This is a genomic window from Paenibacillus sp. 2003 (assembly GCF_031455635.1).
GTDB lineage: Bacteria > Bacillota > Bacilli > Paenibacillales > Paenibacillaceae > Paenibacillus > Paenibacillus amylolyticus_B.
This window is the reverse complement of the sequence record NZ_JAVDTB010000008.1, coordinates 111,607-126,007: the sequence shown is the minus strand read 5'-3', so window position 1 is coordinate 126,007 and position 14,401 is coordinate 111,607. Positions and strand designations below refer to the sequence as shown.

The window sequence follows — 14,401 nt, the reverse complement described above, 5'->3', positions numbered from 1 at the left end:
AGCCACAGGGATATAAGACGATTTTTAATGTGTTATTTAAATTGAAAATAAGAAATTTCACCATAACGGAGAGTGCAGAACCAATCTGAAGAAGCGAAGCGTTCGCCTTTATCACCGGATTTTCCCATTGATAATGGGATCAAAAAAATCTGGGGATAACAGCGATCGGAGGATGGTACTGCAATCAAAGTGAACGAGGTGGCCTTTCTTGGGCTCATTTTACATATAACATTAACCCATCGTCTTATATCACCTACTTTTTAACCATATCAGGAGGGATTTTTTGTGATTTCAGTAAACGATTTTAAAACAGGCTTGACCGTGCAAGTAGATAACGATATCTATACCGTGCTTGATTTCCAACACGTTAAACCAGGTAAAGGTGCTGCCTTCGTACGTTCCAAATTGAAAAACCTGCGAAACGGTAACACCGTTGAAAAAACATTCCGTGCAGGCGAAACTATTGGTCGTGCCATCATCGAAAACCGTGGCGTATCCTACCTGTATGCAAGCGGTACAGAGCACACGTTCATGGATAACGAAACGTATGATCAGTTCACATTGACTAGTGATCAACTGGAATGGGAATTGAACTTCCTGAAAGAAAACATGGTCGTTAAGATTGTTAGCTACCAAGGTGAAATCCTGGGAATCGACTTGCCAACAAGCGTTGAGTTGAAAGTCATCGAGACTGAGCCAAGTGTTAAAGGTAACACTGCACAAGGCGCTACCAAAAATGCAAAAGTGGAAACAGGCTTGAACGTACAGGTTCCTTTGTTCATTAACGAAGGTGACGTTCTCCTGATTGACACACGTGAAGGTAAATACTCTTCCCGTGCGTAACTTTCACAAGCTGTAAGCTATAAAACGTATTAACAACCCTTTGCCATTCCTTTGGCAGAGGGTTTTTTCGAAAAAAGATTAGCCTATCAGGCGCTTTCGTAATATACTGGGTTAAAGTCATTTCTTGTAGAGAATAATGACGATGGACATTAATTATGCATACTGCACAAGGTAGGGAGTGGATTTGCGTTGTCATTGTACGTCATGAAATTTGGGGGCAGCTCGGTCGGAGATACAGAACGCATGAAGCGTGTAGCCGGACGTGTTGTAGAAAAAGCTGATGAAGGACATCGGTGTGTAGTCGTGGTTTCGGCCATGGGGGATACAACAGATGATTTGATTGATCAGGCAAAACAACTGAATAGTGATCTGCCTGCTCGTGAGATGGATATGCTCTTAACGACAGGAGAACAGATTTCTATCTCTTTGTTATCGATGGCTATTCAAGCGCTTGGACGTAAGGCAGTATCGTTTACGGGCTGGCAAGCGGGATTCCGCACAGAGCCGGTTCACGGAAAGGCACGTATTCATGATATTCAACCTGACCGTGTGAATGCAGCACTTGCCGAGGGCAACATTGTTATTGTTGCAGGCTTCCAGGGCATGACGGAAGACGGCGAGATCACAACGCTGGGTCGTGGTGGTTCGGATACAACAGCTGTAGCGCTGGCGGCAGCAATTAAGGCTGATGCGTGTGAGATCTATACGGATGTAGACGGAATCTATTCTACGGACCCGCGGATCGTTAAGGTTGCGCGCAAGCTGAAGGAAATATCCTATGACGAAATGCTGGAACTTGCTAATTTGGGAGCAGCGGTTCTGCATCCGCGTGCAGTAGAGTACGCGAAGCATTCCGGTGTACCTTTAATTGTAAGATCCAGCTTTAACCATAATGAAGGAACGGTTGTGAAGGAGGAAGCAGCAATGGAACAAGGCGTAGTGGTTAGTGGTATTGCCTATGACAAAAACGTGGCTCGCATCAGTATTCTGGGTGTGCCGGATGTACCAGGAGTTCTGGCCGAAGTATTTGGTGCGCTTGCATCCAATCAGCTGGATGTGGACATTATCGTTCAGAGCGGAGTGATGGATGGCAAAGCGGACTTCTCGTTCTCTGTGGCGCTGTCTGATCGTGAGAACGCATTACGTGTCATTGAAGGCCTTCACAGCCGCTTGCCTTACCGTGAAGTCACATCTGAGGAGAACCTCGTTAAAATCTCCATTGTTGGTGCAGGCATGGTCAGTCACCCAGGTGTAGCTGCGAAGATGTTCAAAGTTATTTCCGCTGAAGGCGTGAGTATCAAGATGGTGAGCACTTCCGAGATCAAAGTATCTTGTGTTATTGACGGAGATAAGCTGCATGACGTCATTAAGGCATTGCATACAGCATATGATCTCGACACTGCCGAGCAAGCCGTTATCGGTGGACCTCAAGATCGCAGATAAGTATCTTCTGTGTATGTAAATTAGCAAAGGTGTACTGTTGCCAACGGGCAGCAGTACACCTTTTTTTGTTTTTCTCATGGCAATTCTCACATCAACTTGAACATCTTTCCGCCACGTATGCCTCTATAAGGTTGCATGAGGTTCCCCTCCCCCATCTCGGGAACACAATCCAGCAAGTTTAATTGAGAACAATATGAAATGTCATGAACCCTGCCTAACTTTTCAAGCCTACGCCCGCTAACAGATCCCTGAACCAGCTCCGGGATGCTCTCTTGACATTGGGATACCGCCTGATGAAGTACTATGCCGAGATCGTTTAGTTGGAGGGGAGAACAGGATTGCCGGTGCAGTTCGTCGATGATACATCCAGCACACAAGGCGTCCTCCAGTGCAAATTCATCCTGATTCCCCGCACATAACAGCAATACATCTCGTTGAAGTTGGCAGAGAACTGCTGCGACAGCCCTGACATTGAGAAATGATCCAGCTAGTACATGTTTCGCCCGGGAAGCTTTAATCAAGGCTCGGGTTCCATCGGTTGTGGTCAGTATGATTGTTTTATCTGCAATGTCCTCAGTCATATATTCATAGGGGGAATTCCCCACCTCGAATCCGGTGATTTTTTTGTCAAAACGTTCCCCGCCTCGAATGCAATCTTTCACTTCCATTTGTTTGGCTTGTGGAACGGTCTCTACGGCAATCACAGCGGAAGCGTCATACTCCAGAGCCGTAATAATCGTACTGGTCGTACACAATACATCAATGACAACTGCACTTCGCCCCGCAATATCAATGGTACGTACTTCATTCACATTGCCAACGACATCAACTCGCACTCCCCACAACTCCTTTCTGTATCTGGGGATCGGTAGTTCTGTTTTGAACCGAAATGGAACTTACCTATCTGCAAATACTATATGCATGCACATCTAGACGGGTGCCTAGAACAGAAGGTGCATCTATGGTTTCAACTCTCAACCGTATTCTGAAGAATTGATAGATTTCAGCGTCATAAATTAAATGTACAGGCATAAACTTGAGATATGAACAAGCGCCAGAAGTGTGAACCAAATGATCTCAAGGTTGGAGGAGCCTACTCATGAAGGTGAACTGGAGGGAACTTTTTCCGGAACCGATCCGAACCATTCTTGGAAGAATGCCACCCGCTCTATTGGAACAAGTGGAGGAAGTACGTATTCGTGAAGGCAGACCCCTGGAGATTAATGCAGGCAACACATACCACTTCCTGACACCTCAAGGTTGTCCGACCGGGAATCCTGAAGAAGCGTATGTTCCTCAGAAAGAAGTGACGCACAGGTTGCTGGACCTGATCAGTAACCATTCACTTTATACATTGGAAGAGGAACTGCGTAAAGGGTTCATCACCATACCTGGAGGACATCGAATCGGACTTGCTGGCCGAACGGTACTGAGCGGTGGGCGTGTCGAATACCTGCGTGACATCAACGGGTTTAACGTTCGGGTAGCCCGTGAGGTACATGGAGTGGCTGATCGTATCCTTCCTTATCTTCTCGATATGAAGAGCGGACAGGTCCTGCACACGTTGATCCTATCACCACCACAACAAGGGAAAACGACGTTGCTGCGAGATCTGGCGAGACAAATTAGCAGTGGTACAAAGCTTACAGGGGGAACTGAACTGGTTCAGGGAATACGTCCGCGTCTGAAAGTGGGCATTGTAGATGAAAGGTCCGAAATAGCTGGTAGCTACAAAGGAGTACCTGGCTTCGACGTAGGTCCTCGAACAGATGTGATGGACGGTTGTCCGAAGGCTGAGGGCATGATGATGATGCTTCGCTCCATGTCGCCCGATGTCCTGATTGTGGACGAGATCGGTCGTCCGGAGGATGCCGAGGCGGTGATGGAAGCCCTGCATGCAGGAGTCTCAGTGATTGCGACTGCTCATGGTCGTGACCTATCGGAGCTGTCGGCAAGACCCGCCCTCAGAACCTTAATTACGGAGCAGATGTTTCAACGTTATGTCCAGCTGCAACGGACGAGCCGGGGCATGACCTTTCGGCTGGCTGATGGCAAAATGCGTGGGTTGCAGCAGACCGGGGCAGGAGGTGAAGCCTTTGGTTAACATGTTTGGTGCGGTAATTATTCTGTTAGCGAGCACCCTCGCCGGATTTTACAAGGCCAGACAGTATGCATTAAGACCGAGACAGTTGCGAGAACTCATTGCAGCCCTCCAGCGACTAATGACGGAGATTAACTATGGGCTCACTCCACTTCCCGATGCCATGGGCAAGATGGGAGCACAGACCAAAGAACCTGTAAAGACGCTGTTTCTTCATGCAGCTACACAGATGGAACCTCCTCATGGACTCACTGCCCGGGAAAGTCTGCAGTCAGGCGTGGATCTGGCGTGGGGAAGATCGGCCATGAAGGCTGACGAGAAGGAAGTGATGCTGCAATTAAGCTTCAGCCTTGGCACAAGTGACCGTCAGGATCAGACCAAACATATATCGTTAGCCATTCAACAACTAATGCATGAGGAATCCCGTGCCCAGGCCGATCAAATGAAATATGAACGAATGAGCCGAAGCCTCGGGATGCTTGTCGGAGCGTTAATCGTCATTCTGATCTTCTGAAATAGCCGGGATAGTGAGGTGCCAAGGTCATGAATCTAGAAGTGAACGCAATCTTTCAAATTGCGGGTATCGGAATCATTATCGCCATGATTCACACGGTGCTGAAACAAATGGGAAAGGAAGATATGGCTCACTGGGTGACCGTAATCGGATTTGTCGTTGTATTGTTCATGGTGGTCCGTATGCTGGACAGCCTGCTACAAGAGATCAAATCGATATTTCTTTTTCAATGAAAAACGGTCATGAAGCCGGATGGTGGTGACCTGTGGAAATTATCCAAGTTGTAGGTTTGGCGCTCATCGCAACAGTGCTCATTCTGGTCATTAAGGAACAGAAACCGATGTTTGCCTTTCTGATTGCTGCCGCGACCGGCATTGTCATCTTCATGTTGTTGATTGGCAAAATCGGTGCAGTCATCGAAGTGTTGAAGCGGCTTGCCGAGAATTCAGGCATGGAAAGTATCTATCTGAAAACGGTGCTGAAAATTATTGGCATAGCGTACATCGCTGAATTTGGCGCACAGATTGTCAGGGATGCAGGTCAGGAGAGCATTGCGTCCAAGATCGAACTGGCTGGTAAGGTACTGATCCTTGTACTTGCTATACCGATCATCAGCATTATTATCGAAACCGTCATGAAGCTGATGCCGGTGTAGAAAGGGTGTGCGGACTTCATATGAAATCAATGCATCATAAGCCGCAGTGGCGCCTTACGGTTGTGCTGATGCTCTGTTTTCTGTTTGGTATCCTGGGACAGGTTACTGCAACCTCGCCTTCCGGTGAGTGGATGGAGCAGCAGGCCGATCAGCTTCCCAAGGATCAGGTGGAGAAATACTGGGATCAACTGATGCAACAATACGGTGGTTTCTTCCCGGATGGGAAGACCCCTTCCTTCATGGATATGTTAATCCCCGGCAATGAAGGGTTCAGCCTGAAATCGGTGTTTGTAGCGATAGGAACCTTCATGCTGCATGAAATTTTATATAATGGCAAGCTTCTGGTCACAATTGTGATGTTAAGCGTACTCAGCATGATTCTGGAGACGCTTCAGACCGCATTTGAGAAAAATAATATTAGCAAAATCGCCTATTCCATCTGTTATATGGTCATCATCATCATTGCAATCAACAGCTTCAGTGTGGCGATTGGATACGCCAAGGATGCCATTACCGGCATGATCAACTTTATGATGGCCATGGTTCCCTTGTTATTTACACTGCTCGCGTCCATGGGTAATGTCATCACCGTCTCCGTGACACATCCACTCATCATTTTCATGATTCATCTGGTGAGTACATTGATTCACTTGCTGGTATTCCCGTTACTCTTCTTCTCAGCTGTTCTGCATCTCGTCAGTTCATTGTCTGACAAGTACAAGCTGACACAGCTGGCAGACCTCCTCCGCAATATTAGTGTGGCACTGCTGGGTATCCTGCTGACGATGTTTCTGGGTGTAATCTCGGTTCAGGGAGCATCGGGCTCCGTAGCGGATGGAGTTAGCCTGAAGGCCGCCAAATACATCGCAGGCAACTTTGTCCCTGTCGTGGGCAGAACATTTGCGGATGCGACGGATACGGTAATTACAGCTTCTTTACTTGTCAAAAATGCGATTGGACTCACCGGAGTGATCATCATTTTGTTTCTATGTGCCTTTCCGGCACTCAAGATCCTGGCTCTTGCCTTGATATACAACGTAACTGGTGCCATTATGCAACCGCTTGGAGACACCCCGATTGTAGGATGCCTTCAGGCCATCGGCAAGAGTATGATCTACGTATTTGCGGCGCTCGCAGCCGTCGGGCTGATGTTTTTTCTGGCAATTACCATCTTGCTGACCGCGGGCAATCTAACTGTCATGATGCGCTGAATGTATGTTGGCAAGAAAGGGGATGGAAAGGATGGGGTGGCTGAGCAACTGGCTCCAGGAATTGATCATGATCGTTCTGCTGGCGACTTTTGTGGATATGCTGTTACCCAATCGATCCATGGAACGTTATGTCAAGCTTGTGCTGAGCCTTCTCATCCTGCTGACCCTTTTATCACCCATAACCAAGCTGCTCAAAAGTGATCCGGTTGGCGAACTGAAACGGGCAATGTCGGCAATGGATGCTCCATCGGATGGGAATGCAACACTCGAACAGATATTAGCTCAGGGCAAGCGGCTGCAATCCAATGAACAGGAACAATCCTTACAATGGACAGCGAAAGAACTGGCTAATGTCATGAAAGGCCAGATTGAAGAAACAACAGGAGCGAGGGTTCAATCCGTAGAGGTACAGCTGACCATGAGTAAATATGAAACCGAGATGGAAGCTGCCTCATCAGTCGAACTGCCTGTAATCCAGCGTGTATTGGTCGAGATGGCCGGAGAGGATGCAGGAGGAGAAGTGAAGGCAGGGCAGCAAGAAGTCGCTGCAAATACACAACCCATATTTAGAACAAACACAGAATCCGAGAAGGATGAAACACATCAAATACAGCAGCCCATCCAGATCGGTCAGATTGAAGTGCCTGATGTTCAGATTGATGTGAGTAGAGGGCAACGTGATGGAAATGAAGCGTCTTCCGAACCTGTTATACGTGATCAGACAGATGAGACGAAGCAGCAAGGTGAGACATCCACAAGGTCCGAACATGCGGTGCAGATTATTACATTGTTGACTGAAAAGTGGGATGTTGATGCGAACAACGTTCAAGTGACAGAACCCAAAAGTGCTGGAGTGCTCTGAGAAGGAGGGTGTCCGATGAAACAATGGTTCAAAAAGATGGAAACCTGGATGGGTGGCGGAGAGGGTGGGGCAAGGCGAAGTCAAACCTTCCGCTGGCTGATTATCCTTGGTTTGATCGGGGTGGGAATCATGCTGTTCAATTCCTTCGTCAATGTCAAAAAAATTGATTCCGAAAATATCGGTCGGGAACCACCGGACCCGACAACATCCATGGCATCCATACAGAGTGATCCGTCGGAACAGAATCCTTTTCAGGCGATCGAAATTGCATTTGAAGACAAAATCAAAGGTGTGCTGGAAAACATTGTTGGTGTGGGAACGGTTGATGTGATGGTTACCGTGGATTCCACAGAAGAATTGGTCGTTCAGCGGAATGTGAAGGATTCTCAGCAACTTACCGAAGAAACCGATGCTAGCGGGGGCAAGCGACATATGACGCAATATACCCGTGATGGCGAGATTATTACGTACGAAATATCAGGGGATCAGACACCCATAGTGACCAAAAAGCTCAAACCGCAGATCCGTGGGGTGCTTGTTGTTGCGAGGGGTGCAGAGAACAAGGTTGTGAAGGACCTGATAACCGATGCTGTGGAAAAAGGACTGAATGTGGCAGCCTACCGGATCTCGGTTGTACCACGCAAACAAGACTAATCTGATGTGTTGAATCACAAGATTCAATTCTCATAAGATTGAAGCCAATTTGAGGAGGAAGTTCTAATGAATAACAAACGTCAAACGGTATGGCTCGTTTCCATGCTGAGTCTGATGGTCATTTTGTCCGCGTATTATCTGTTCACTGAGGATTCCGGTCCAGTCAACGCGCCGGTGGCTGACAGTCAGCAAGTGGATGGAATCAAGCAAGGGGAAGCCAAGGAGACGGCAGGCATTCTTGATCCTACAGAAGGTTTGGTTGTGAATGAAGTGGTAAATAGCGGCGAAGTTGAAAATGATCCAAGTGCGGCTGGCGCTGTGGAAGAACCGGCGGCTACGGAAGGTAAAGAAGCTGGAAATGCAGAGAAAACACCTGCTGTCGAACCAGGCGAGAATAAGGGTGAGGCAGGCAAAGAAACCAACAAAGAGACCGAAAAAGGCGCAACAACTACACCCGAGACAGACGGTCAGGCAGGCGGCACTGCAACCAAGACAGATGAGGAAGTCCTCAAGGAAATGGAAGAGCAGAATACGACAGCATCTGCAAGCAGCCAGTTCCAGAACTACCAATGGCAGCGTGAAGAGAGCAACAATCGCAAGTATGAGGAACTGATGACCGTGGCAGGTGACTTGAGTAAAACACCAGAGGAGAATGCCAAAGCAACGGAGCAGCTCCGTACACTTGAAGAAAAAGAAGCTAAAATCACTGGCATTGAGGAGACACTCTCTCAACAGTTCGCTAATGCGATCGTTCAAGAAGATGCCGACAAGTATAAAGTTGTGGTCCTCAGTGACAAACTGGATGTAAAACAGGCGGTGTCCATTGTGGATCTGGTCATGAAAGAATTGGCGGTTTCACAGAACAAAATCAGCGTGCAATACGTCACAGAACAGTAATCCAAATCATGGAAATGCAGTCCCGGGAGCTGGTTGTACTCTCGGGCTCTTTCCATTTTTAATGATTATGATATAATACATAAAGCCATATGACCGTCCTAGTGAGACTGGCATGATGCCGAAGGAGTGAATAATGGAAATGTTTAAATTGAGTGAAATCAAAGAACTGATTAAACTGGTAGATGAAAGTTCCGTTCAAGAATTGGAAATTGAAAATGAAGGATCACGGTTATCGATCCGCAAACCGGGCAAAACGGAGTATGTTCAAGCAGCTGCTGTGCAACCGCAAATGATTGCTGCTCCGCAAGTACAGCCGGCCGCAGTGGTAAGTGAAGCTGCTCCGCAGGTCGATACTACAAGTCATTTACATAAAATTGTATCTCCGATGGTAGGTACTTTTTACAGAGCTTCCTCGCCGGAAGCGGGTCCTTTTGTGAGCGCTGGTGATAAAGTTGTTGAGAAAACAACAGTATGTATCATCGAAGCTATGAAGCTGATGAACGAGCTTGATGCGGACATCAAGGGAGAAATCGTTGAAGTGCTGGTTGAGAACGGACAGCTGGTCGAGTATGGGCAGCCCCTTTTCCTGGTGAAACCGGAATAACCGTTATAGCTGGTTAACAGCTAACCGCATGAGCTTCGAAGGAGGACAAAACGAAATGAAATTTCAAAAAATACTGATTGCGAACCGTGGAGAGATTGCGGTACGTATTATTCGTGCCTGCCGTGAAATCGGCATCTCAACGGTAGCTGTCTATTCGGAAGCGGACAAGGATTCTCTACATGTTCGTCTTGCAGATGAGGCTTATTGTATCGGACCGACACTGTCTAAGGACAGTTACCTCAACTTCACAAACCTGATGAGTGTAGCCACACTGACGGAATGTGATGCAATCCACCCTGGATATGGTTTTTTGGCGGAGAATGCTGACTTTGCAGAAATCTGTGGTTCTTGCAACATTACATTCATCGGGCCTTCACCCGAAGCCATTACCAAAATGGGAGACAAGGCTGTTGCCAAACAAACGATGAAAGATGCAGGAGTACCTGTTATTCCTGGATCAGACGGCCTTGTTGAAAATATGGATGAAGCCATCATGATTGCTAGAGATATCGGATATCCTATCATTATCAAAGCTACTGCTGGTGGCGGAGGTAAGGGAATTCGTATTGCCGAAGATGAAGAAACGCTGATTAAGCAGATTACCGCTGCTCAGCAGGAAGCACAAAAGGCATTTGGCAATGCAGGTGTATATCTGGAGAAATTCCTGACAGGTATGAAACACGTGGAAATTCAGATCATTGCTGATAAACACGGAAATGCAGCACATTTGGGAGAGCGTGATTGCTCGGTTCAGCGTCGTCGCCAGAAATTGGTAGAGGAAGCTCCGTGTCCGATCCTCTCCGAAGACGTGCGTACATTGATGGGGGAAGCTGCGGTACGGGCTGCCCTTGCTGTGGATTACTCGGGAGCAGGTACATTGGAGTTCCTGCTCAGCCCGAATGGCGAGTTCTATTTCATGGAGATGAATACGCGTATTCAGGTAGAACACCCGGTAACCGAGATGGTTACTGGCGTGGATCTGATCCGTGAGATGATCTCGGTAGCGGAAGGCAACCCACTTTCATTCCGTCAGGAAGACGTGGTTATCAATGGCTGGTCCATTGAATGTCGTATCAATGCAGAAGATCCGGACCGTAACTTTATGCCATCACCAGGCAAAATCGGATTCTACCTTGCACCGGGAGGACCTGGCGTTCGTGTAGATAGTGCTGCTTATCCGGGTTATACCATTTCACCTTTCTATGACTCCATGATCGCAAAATTGATCGTGTGGGGAGCGAATCGTGAAGAGGCGATTGCCAAGATGAAGCGTGCGCTTGGGGAATTTGCAATTGAAGGCATATCTACAACTATTCCTTTCCATCAGAAATTGCTGGAGCACCCAACGTTCATTCGTGGTGACTTTGATATCAAATTTCTTGAAGAAAACGAGATTTAAAAGGTATATTGGGCTTGTTTGTCATAATGTAGCCCAAATGATATAGTATGTAATAATAAGAGCGCATGTCTCCTGCAAAGGATAAGCCCGCATCTCGCGGATGTTTGCAGGAGTTCCGGTAAAGCCGGACCGGAAGGGTTCTGAAGGTTGATTAACCTGAGTCCAGCGCCCTGACGGATGGCCGCAAACTTATCTCGCGAAAGGTGTGTTGAACAGTTATGAGTACACTACCGACTGAATTTGAACGAACGGATATCGGTGAAATCCAGATCGCACCTGAAGTTATTGAAGTGATTGCTGGATTGGCAACCCTTGAAGTGAAAGGTGTTGCAGGCATGAGTGGCGGATTCGCTGGCGGATTTGCTGAATTGCTTGGTCGCAAAAACCTTTCCAAAGGCGTTAAAGTTGAAGTGGGCCAACGTGAAGCTGCAGTTGATGTTTCCGTAATTATCGAGTACGGATACCGTCTGCCACAGGTGGCTACGGAGATTCAACAGAACGTGAAACGTTCCATCGAGAACATGACAGGCTTGAATGTTAATGAAGTGAATGTGCACATTCATGACGTTCAGTTCAAGAGCACCGAGAAAGTGGAAGAGATCGACCTGAACAGTCAGCGCGTAAAATAAAAGAAGACAGATTCCCCCGGCATCATCTGCCGGGGGTTATCCCGTCTTGGACAGGTCTTCATTATAGCGAAAGCTGGATGAGGATCTGATTTTTGCTATTGAACAGGTTAAGTAATGTTAGTGAGCAAGGGAGGCTGTGCAGTTCGTGGCTAAAATACTGGATCGGCTTCTGTTGTTTATATACAGCATAAGCGTTGGAGCAATATCGGCAGCCGTCATTCTTCTGATTAGCGGTGTGCTGCCTTACGAATTGAATTACCAGCAGGAACAAAACGTTATTGTTGCGTCGGTTATAGCAGCAGCGATTTTGTTTATCCTGAGTTTGCGATTTTTCTACATCTCGGTTCGGCGTGAGCGTGCATCGTTGCCGTCTGTAGATCAACGTACTGAGTTTGGTGATGTACAGATTTCGATGGAGACGATTGAGAATCTCTGTTTGAAGGCAACTTCCCGTTTCCGGGGAGTACGTGATGTCAAGGCACGCATACGTGTGGTTGAGTCAGGACTGGAGATTATGATCCGTGCAGTAGTGGATGGTGAGACACCTATTCCTGCGCTGACTTCTGATCTGCAAAAGGCGATTCATGATCATGTACAAGAGATTACGGGCATCCCGGTTTCTTTTGTCACGGTGTATATCGCTAATGTGACCCAGTCGCCTAACTACAAGAGTCGAGTGGAATGAGGTGAGTTTCACTGATGCTGTGGAAAGAGATTTGGGATAGTCACAGAGGCCGAATTACCGGAATTATCGGCGGCATCTTTTTTGGATTTCTTTATGTATGGATCGGTTTTTGGGATATGTTGTTCTTTGCACTCTTGGTGTTCATCGGTTATACGTTAGGCAGACGGAGCGATTCGAAGCTGGGTTCGTCCATTCCCTGGAGGGAGTGGGGACAATGGCTGGGCGATCGCTGGCGTCCGTTTAAGTGACCTACCTGAACCCTGCAATATGTTTCTTCCGAAAATAGAGCTGTAGTTTAGGTTGCCCGTTTTTTGGAGGAAACGTATTGCAGGTTTTTTTGTGAAAAGGGATAACAATAACAATACCGTGTAAGCCATCGATCTAACCGATACAGGATTTGATGAGATGGATGCATGGATTATAAAATAAGCATGATGACGCTCCAGACGGAGCGCTGCAGGAGGCAGGACATGAAAAGACGTTTGGCAAGGGAAATTGCAGTACAAAGTCTGTATCAGATGGAAATGAATGAGGTGGGTGCAGCAGAAGCTGTAAACATGTTGATCAATGAAGCTGCTGAAGATAATGAAACCGAAGTAGTTATCCGCGATGCAGATGTAATGCGTACTTATGTTACTGAGATTGTACAAGGAGCCTGGAACAATAAGGAAGCCATTGACGGGCTGCTCGTGGATTATTTGAAAGGTTGGCAGATTAGCCGTCTGTCACGTGTAGATCGCCAGATTCTACGACTGTCTACGTATGAAATGGTGTTCCGTGATGATATTCCGGCAAAAGTATCTGTCAATGAAGCAATTGAACTTTCCAAATATTTTGGTACAGAAGAATCCGGTAAGTTCGTCAATGGCGTACTTGGACGCATGATTCAGGAAGTTGACGCCATTAAAGCAAAATTATCTTAAGTTATGATTAACTATAGTGCGTGTTCAAAAGGACCGGTTTTCAGTATCCTTCGTAATCAAAAGCGGTTTTTTTGAACAACCTCTAAATTTATATTCACATAAGGGAGAGAGAGTACAATGACAGCATCTATTATTAACGGTAAAGAAGTATCCCAAGAGATCCGCGCAAGCATGACAACAGAAGTAAAACAGCTTAGCGAACAGGGGGTAGTACCTGGTCTGGCTGTTGTGCTCGTCGGGGAAGATCCGGCATCCCAAGTATATGTGCGTAATAAAGAAAAAGCATGTCACGACCTCGGTTTCTACTCCGAAGTGCATCGCTTGGATGCAGATACGTCCCAAGAAGATCTGCTTGCGCTGGTGGACAAGCTGAATAATCAACAATCCATTAACGGAATTTTGGTGCAACTCCCACTACCGAAGCATATCGAAGAGAAAGCGGTCATTGATGCAATTGCCGTGGATAAAGACGTAGACGGATTCCATCCAGTCAATGTTGGTAATCTTGTTATTGGAGACGATAGTCTGCTTCCATGTACTCCAGCGGGTGTAATTGAACTGATCAAGCGTACTGGATTGGAAATGTCAGGTAAACATGCGGTAGTCATCGGAAGAAGCAATATTGTTGGCAAACCGGTATCGCTGTTGCTGCAACGCGAGAATGCAACGGTAACCATGTGTCATTCCCGTACCGCCAACATGAAAGAAATTACACGCCAGGCGGACATTCTAGTTGTAGCCATCGGCCGTGCCAATTTTGTGGATGCTGATTTTGTGAAACCGGGTGCAGTTGTTATTGATGTCGGCATGAACCGTTTGGAGAATGGCAAACTGGCAGGAGACGTTGATTTCGAGAGCGTGAAAGAAGTTTCTGGTCCAATTACACCCGTTCCTGGTGGTGTTGGTCCGATGACAATCACAATGCTGATGCAAAATACATTGATCGCTGCCAAGCGCGCTCACGGATTGGCCTAGGGTTTT

General features: G+C 47.1%; 18 protein-coding genes. 17 read left to right on the top strand and 1 reads right to left on the bottom strand.

What is annotated here, in order from left to right:
* The first annotated feature begins 285 nt into the window (after window positions 1-285).
* A complete protein-coding gene (gene efp / locus J2X75_RS24850) occupies window positions 286-843 on the top strand; it encodes an elongation factor P (RefSeq protein ID WP_017687580.1) in 558 nt (185 codons plus the stop codon).
* A gap of 189 nt (window positions 844-1,032) precedes the next feature.
* Entirely contained in the window at window positions 1,033-2,286 is a 1,254-nt protein-coding gene (locus tag J2X75_RS24845; RefSeq protein WP_047843625.1) for an aspartate kinase, read from the top strand.
* An 86-nt stretch (window positions 2,287-2,372) separates the two neighbouring features.
* Here J2X75_RS24845 and J2X75_RS24840 read toward each other — a convergent pair whose 3' ends face one another.
* Window positions 2,373-3,122, bottom strand: a complete 750-nt coding sequence (locus J2X75_RS24840) for a 2-phosphosulfolactate phosphatase (protein WP_310341205.1) — start codon at window positions 3,120-3,122, stop codon at window positions 2,373-2,375.
* Between the two features lie 263 nt (window positions 3,123-3,385).
* Between J2X75_RS24840 and spoIIIAA the strand changes: the two genes are divergently transcribed.
* From spoIIIAA to folD, 15 genes are all read left to right on the top strand, one after another.
* Window positions 3,386-4,390 carry a stage III sporulation protein AA gene (gene spoIIIAA / locus J2X75_RS24835; protein ID WP_036674989.1) on the top strand — a complete coding sequence of 335 codons (1,005 nt, stop codon included), beginning with the start codon at window positions 3,386-3,388 and terminating at the stop codon, window positions 4,388-4,390.
* Window positions 4,383-4,901 carry a stage III sporulation protein SpoIIIAB gene (gene spoIIIAB, locus J2X75_RS24830; RefSeq protein ID WP_036614389.1) on the top strand — a complete coding sequence of 173 codons (519 nt, stop codon included), beginning with the start codon at window positions 4,383-4,385 and terminating at the stop codon, window positions 4,899-4,901. The genes spoIIIAA and spoIIIAB overlap by 8 nt, the downstream gene beginning before the upstream one ends.
* Window positions 4,902-4,930: 29 nt before the next feature.
* On the top strand, window positions 4,931-5,134 hold the full coding sequence (gene spoIIIAC, locus J2X75_RS24825; RefSeq protein ID WP_017687585.1) for a stage III sporulation protein AC: 204 nt from the start codon (window positions 4,931-4,933) through the stop codon (window positions 5,132-5,134).
* Window positions 5,135-5,166: 32 nt separating this feature from the next.
* Window positions 5,167-5,556, top strand: a complete 390-nt coding sequence (gene spoIIIAD, locus J2X75_RS24820) for a stage III sporulation protein AD (RefSeq protein ID WP_017687586.1) — start codon at window positions 5,167-5,169, stop codon at window positions 5,554-5,556.
* A gap of 68 nt (window positions 5,557-5,624) precedes the next feature.
* Window positions 5,625-6,767: a stage III sporulation protein AE gene (spoIIIAE, locus tag J2X75_RS24815; RefSeq protein WP_397376270.1), complete on the top strand. Its 1,143-nt coding sequence runs from the start codon at window positions 5,625-5,627 to the stop codon at window positions 6,765-6,767.
* A gap of 31 nt (window positions 6,768-6,798) precedes the next feature.
* On the top strand, window positions 6,799-7,629 hold the full coding sequence (spoIIIAF, locus tag J2X75_RS24810; RefSeq protein ID WP_310341195.1) for a stage III sporulation protein AF: 831 nt from the start codon (window positions 6,799-6,801) through the stop codon (window positions 7,627-7,629).
* A gap of 15 nt (window positions 7,630-7,644) precedes the next feature.
* On the top strand, window positions 7,645-8,283 hold the full coding sequence (gene spoIIIAG, locus J2X75_RS24805) for a stage III sporulation protein AG (protein WP_307534653.1): 639 nt from the start codon (window positions 7,645-7,647) through the stop codon (window positions 8,281-8,283).
* 66 nt (window positions 8,284-8,349) lie between these two features.
* Complete coding sequence (locus tag J2X75_RS24800) at window positions 8,350-9,180, top strand: SpoIIIAH-like family protein (protein ID WP_310341191.1); 831 nt, start codon at window positions 8,350-8,352, stop codon at window positions 9,178-9,180.
* Between the two features lie 139 nt (window positions 9,181-9,319).
* A complete protein-coding gene (accB, locus tag J2X75_RS24795) occupies window positions 9,320-9,784 on the top strand; it encodes an acetyl-CoA carboxylase biotin carboxyl carrier protein (RefSeq protein WP_036614903.1) in 465 nt (154 codons plus the stop codon).
* A 55-nt stretch (window positions 9,785-9,839) separates the two neighbouring features.
* Window positions 9,840-11,183, top strand: coding sequence for an acetyl-CoA carboxylase biotin carboxylase subunit (gene accC / locus J2X75_RS24790; RefSeq protein ID WP_091018133.1), 1,344 nt, complete (start codon window positions 9,840-9,842; stop codon window positions 11,181-11,183).
* A 218-nt stretch (window positions 11,184-11,401) separates the two neighbouring features.
* Complete coding sequence (locus J2X75_RS24785; protein ID WP_017687593.1) at window positions 11,402-11,812, top strand: Asp23/Gls24 family envelope stress response protein; 411 nt, start codon at window positions 11,402-11,404, stop codon at window positions 11,810-11,812.
* 145 nt (window positions 11,813-11,957) lie between these two features.
* The gene (gene amaP / locus J2X75_RS24780) at window positions 11,958-12,497 is read left to right on the top strand and encodes an alkaline shock response membrane anchor protein AmaP (protein WP_017687594.1); all 540 of its coding nucleotides are present in this window, start codon (window positions 11,958-11,960) and stop codon (window positions 12,495-12,497) included.
* A gap of 14 nt (window positions 12,498-12,511) precedes the next feature.
* Window positions 12,512-12,745: a DUF2273 domain-containing protein gene (locus J2X75_RS24775; protein WP_017687595.1), complete on the top strand. Its 234-nt coding sequence runs from the start codon at window positions 12,512-12,514 to the stop codon at window positions 12,743-12,745.
* A gap of 222 nt (window positions 12,746-12,967) precedes the next feature.
* Window positions 12,968-13,420, top strand: coding sequence for a transcription antitermination factor NusB (gene nusB / locus J2X75_RS24770; protein ID WP_017687596.1), 453 nt, complete (start codon window positions 12,968-12,970; stop codon window positions 13,418-13,420).
* Between the two features lie 117 nt (window positions 13,421-13,537).
* Window positions 13,538-14,395 (top strand): bifunctional methylenetetrahydrofolate dehydrogenase/methenyltetrahydrofolate cyclohydrolase FolD, encoded by an 858-nt coding sequence (gene folD / locus J2X75_RS24765; RefSeq protein WP_017687597.1) that lies wholly within the window; start codon window positions 13,538-13,540, stop codon window positions 14,393-14,395.
* The last annotated feature ends 6 nt before the right edge of the window (window positions 14,396-14,401 follow it).